The 4,840-nt window shown below is 47.3% G+C and carries 2 protein-coding genes; one reads left to right on the forward strand and one right to left on the reverse strand.

Annotated features, from left to right (window positions below):
- Positions 1 to 54: 54 nt before the first annotated feature.
- Entirely contained in the window at positions 55 to 285 is a 231-nt protein-coding gene (locus QT987_RS11450) for a photosystem II protein, Psb35-related (RefSeq protein WP_333239885.1), read from the reverse strand.
- Positions 286 to 1,178: 893 nt separating this feature from the next.
- On the opposite strand from QT987_RS11450, the gene treS reads away from it, so the two are divergent.
- On the forward strand, positions 1,179 to 4,547 hold the full coding sequence (gene treS / locus QT987_RS11455; protein WP_333239887.1) for a maltose alpha-D-glucosyltransferase: 3,369 nt from the start codon (positions 1,179 to 1,181) through the stop codon (positions 4,545 to 4,547).
- Positions 4,548 to 4,840 lie beyond the last annotated feature (293 nt).

The following is a 4,840-nucleotide window of genomic DNA, read 5'->3' on the forward strand; positions in this document are numbered from 1 at the left end:
TTAGCAACAGGCATCCTGCCTGTTATTGAAAATAGTGAAACCTGTTACTTGATATCAAGAATTCGAGATGGTGCGGCTGCCGTAAGCATCCATGCTGTAGGCGGGAACGCGAACGCGGTAATCAACTTCTGTTCCCGTCACTGATTTTGCCAGTTGTTCAAAAGACTCATCGTTCCAATTCCGCTCGTGGATGGGCTTTGACTGTTCGCCCAGGAAATATGCTTGAGTGCCAATTACTGAGGCTGCTACCCAACCGACGATTAAAAGAGCGATTACAATAGTCATTTTTACTTTTTCCTTAACTTTTGTTGCTTTATGTAAACTAATGTAACGAAAATTAGCAATCCACGTCAAGGTACCGTAGTGTCGTGGGAACCGTCCGGCAGGTAGTAAATACCGCACCTAACCCTGAGTCTGTAGGGTGTGCTTAGTGTCAACAAGGACTCGATCGCCCCTTAGCTTGCCCCCTACTCCCCCTTAATAAGAGGGGGGGCGGTTTCATTCTCGGTAGGGGCAATCCCCTGTGGTTGCCCCCATGTCCCAAACTGTGAAATCGTCTGTGGGTGGGGGCGGGCACTCTTGGCACCGCCCCTACAAAAGCCTGATTTTGGTGAGAATGAAACCGCCCTGCCTTAATAAGAGGGGGGGACAAGAGTGTTCTCAAAGTCAACCCCTACTCCCCTTATCAAGGGGGATGCGAGGGGGATCTAGACTGGGCTACCAGCGAGAGATACAGAGGGGTTTCAGGCTTAAGTTGACACGACTTGGTAGGGTGTGCACCGCGCATCGGTAGGTAGCACAGTACCCGGATTGTTAACTGTGTCCGAAATAGCAAAACAGATTGTTGAGATTTTATATAGCGATCCTCGCATCATTTCCATAATTCTTGTAGGGGCAATCCGACCCCTACTCCCCGTGGTTGCCCCTAAATACTGGGGTAGGCACTCTTAGCACTACCCCTACAAATCCTCATGAATGATTTAGGATGGCTATAGTTAAGAAATTATAAGTTTTGCGTTCATAAATTACGATTAAAAGTCTGCGGCTGGCATGATGAATAGCGGCCCAATTATAAGTTATGATTTATCAGTTTGGATTGGAACTAAGAAATCCCAATTACCAAACTTTAAGTAAAAATTACCAATTACCAATCATCGCTACAAATCATGCCAAACTCAATGTTAAATAACGACCCGTTGTGGTTCAAAGACGCGATTATTTACGAAGTACCAGTTCGCGCTTTTGCCGACAGCAATGCAGACGGGATCGGCGACTTTAGAGGACTGACAGAAAAACTGGATTACCTGCAAAACTTGGGAGTCACAGCCATTTGGGTACTGCCATTTTTTCCCTCGCCGCTCCGAGACGACGGCTACGATACATCTCACTATACTACGGTCAATCCGATTTACGGCACATTAGAGGACTTTAAAGACCTTTTAGAAGCAGCGCACCAGCGGGGAATTCGAGTCATTATTGAGTTGATTGTCAACCACACTTCCGATCAGCACGCTTGGTTTCAGCGAGCGCGCAGGGCCCCGAAAGGCAGTAACGAAAGAGATTTTTATGTGTGGAGCGACACGCCGGAAAAATATCAAGATGCTCGGATTATTTTCCAAGATTTTGAAACATCTAATTGGGCTTGGGATGCGGTAGCAAAAGCTTATTACTGGCACCGTTTTTATTCGCACCAACCCGATTTGAATTACGACAATCCGGCCGTCCGCCAAGCCATCTTAGATGTGGTAGATTTCTGGTTGGCACTGGGAGTAGACGGACTGCGGATGGATGCGGTGCCTTACCTGTACGAGCGCGAAGGTACTAACTGCGAAAACCTGCCAGAAACTCACCAATTCCTGAAGCAATTGCGGAAGCACGTAGATGAAAACTTCCCGAACCGGATGCTGCTGGCTGAGGCGAATCAGTGGCCGGAGGATGCAGTTGAATATTACGCTGCTGGGGATGAATGTCACATGAACTTTCATTTTCCGCTGATGCCGCGTTTATTTATGGCTTTGCATATGGAAGATAGCTTCCCAATTAGCGACATTCTCCAGCAAACTCCACATATTCCCAATAATTGTCAGTGGGCATTATTTTTGCGGAATCATGATGAATTGACGCTGGAAATGGTGAGTGATGAAGACCGAGATTATATGTATCGGGTTTACGCTCAAGACACTCAGGCGAGAATTAATTTGGGCATCCGCCGCCGCTTGGCTCCTTTGATGGGAAATAACCGCCGCCGCATTGAGTTGATGAATGCTTTGCTGCTGTCTCTTCCGGGTACGCCGGTGCTTTACTACGGCGATGAAATTGGCATGGGAGACAATATCTATTTGGGCGATCGCAACGGGGTGAGAACTCCGATGCAGTGGAGTGGCGATCGCAATGCCGGTTTTAGTCGCGCTAACCCGCAGCGACTTTACGCACCGCCCATTGTTGACCCTGAATATCACTACGAATCTGTTAACGTGGACGCGCAGCGGGCGAATCCGAGTTCTCTTTGGTGGTGGATGAAACGCCTGATTGCAATTAGGCAGCGTTTCCAAGCATTCGGTCGCGGAACTTGCGAGTTTCTGTACCCGGAAAACCGCAAAGTTTTAGCTTTTGTACGCACTTATCAAGACGAACACATCCTCGTAGTGGCTAATTTGTCGCGCTTCGTCCAGACGGCAGAATTAGACCTGGCGCCCTTTAAAGGTGCTGTTCCGGTGGAGATTTTCGGCCGCACGGAGTTTCCTGCTGTTGGCGATTCGCCTTACTTTTTGTGCTTGAGTCCTCACACGTTTTACTGGTTTACTCTTACTGTTAAACACGAAGATTTTTCGCTGCACGGTGTTCCCACAGACTTGCCTACTTTGGCGGTCATAGGTAATTGGAAAACTGCTTTTGCTACAAGTCAGTTAAGCGATATGCTGCTTAATCTTTTGCCGGGATACTTGCGGCGGAATCGCTGGTTTAGCGGTTCAGATCGGACAATTCAATCTTTAGAAATAAGTGATGTTTTACCGATTGAATGTAAAGATAGCGCGGGAGAGGAATCTCAAGTTTACATTCTGTTTTTGCAGTTGAATTATACTGAAGGTATGCCGGAAACTTACGTTTTGCCTTTAGGGTGGGAAGAGATTAAAGGCGATGTGGACGATCGGGCGATCGCGCGCCTGCACTTCCCAGAAACCAAAAAGGAAATCGGGGTACTATTTGATGCTGCTGGGGAGAAAGGTTTTCTGAGCGCACTGCTGGGGGCGATCGCCAATTCTCGCAGTTACAGAGGTGTTGCAGGTCAACTGCTAGGAATTGCCGACAGTGCATTCAAATCAGAAGAAGAGTTAGCGCAGCTCGAACCTCACCTGTTCAAAAAAGAACAAAGCAATACATCTGCAGGTTACGGCGACCGCTTCGTCCTGAAAATATTGCGAAAAGTCGAGGAAGGTATTAACCCTGAATTAGAAATCGGACGCTTTTTAACAGAGCGCAACTCGATCCAACATTACGCTCCAATTACCGGAGCATTGGAATATCACACACCAGCCAAACAAGTCCTTACAGTCGGAATCCTACAAAAATTAATCCCCGACAGCGTAGATGCTTGGTCTTATACATTAGACACACTGCGCGACTATTTCGAGCAAGTAATGACAGTAGAAGCAAAGCATTCCAGCGATAATTTATCTACTGCCCCCGAAAATTATTTGCCGAACGCTTTGACCGGACAAACCCAGCGGCAGCAAAACTCGCTAGTAGCCGATTTATCGCTAGAAATTCCAGAATTAGCTCGCGAACTCATCGGCTCTTACTTAGCATCAGCCGAACTTTTAGGTCAGCGGACAGCCGAACTTCACCTGGCTTTAGCTTCTGACACAGAAAATCCCGCTTTTGCCCCAGAAAACTTCACCTCCTTTTACCAGCGTTCCATCTATCAACACATGAGAAATCTGGCGGGAAGAACTTTGCTGGATCTGAAAAAACGGCTGTCTAAACTGCCACCAGAAATACAAAAATCGGCGCAAAAGCTCCTCAACCGCGAAGAGTTGATCATGGAACGTTTCAAGTCTATTTTGAACTTGAGAATCACCGCCGATAGAATTCGCTGTCACGGGGACTTTCATTTCGGGCAAGTTCTTTATACAGGCAAAGACTTCGTAATTATTGATTTCGGAGGAGAACGCGATCGACCCTTAAGCGAGCGGCGGATGAAGAGGTCGCCCCTGCGAGATGTTGCGGGAATGCTGCAATCTATAAGTTACGCTGTTACTTTGGCACTCCGCAATGAAGTAGAAAGTGGCATGATTCGCCCTGAAAATCTCCCGGAGATGCAGCAGTGGGCGAACGTTTGGCACCGCTGGGTCAGCCTCACTTTTGTCAAGAGTTATTTGGCGACTGCAGCCGATGCAAGTTTCTTGCCCAAATCTATACCGGAACTACAAGTTTTGCTGGATGCTTACATTTTGGAAAAAGCGGTTGCCGAGCTAGCCTACGAACTCAATTACCGCTTAGATTTCGCGGAAATTCCGCTTCAGCGGATTCTACAATTGCTGAATTAATAAGGGCGGGTTTATCTATACTCGTTAGGGTGCGTGACTTTTTAGTTCCTCAATTAACAGCGAGATGCTGGAAAGTCACGCACCTTACATGACACGAAATCTGCTTTGATAACGATTTGAGATCGTGTCCGATCGAGTTACCGCGATTAAAAGGGCGGGTTTTTGAGATTGTCAATTATGAGCAGATATTTTTTGTTAACCCGCCCCTACCTTATTAGGAATGAGAATTAAATAACTTCCACTCTTGAAAGTGGGATGGGCGTCCCGCCCGGCCAAAAAGGACGGGCGGGACG

This window comes from Microcoleus sp. SVA1B4, assembly GCF_036700545.1.
Taxonomy (GTDB): domain Bacteria; phylum Cyanobacteriota; class Cyanobacteriia; order Cyanobacteriales; family Microcoleaceae; genus Microcoleus.

What these genes read in the sequence shown, in the direction of transcription:
- QT987_RS11450 (WP_333239885.1), bottom strand. Translation starts at nt 285, where the DNA reads ATGACTATTGTAATCGCTCTTTTAATCGTCGGTTGGGTAGCAGCCTCA.
- treS (WP_333239887.1), top strand. Translation starts at nt 1,179, where the DNA reads ATGTTAAATAACGACCCGTTGTGGTTCAAAGACGCGATTATTTACGAA.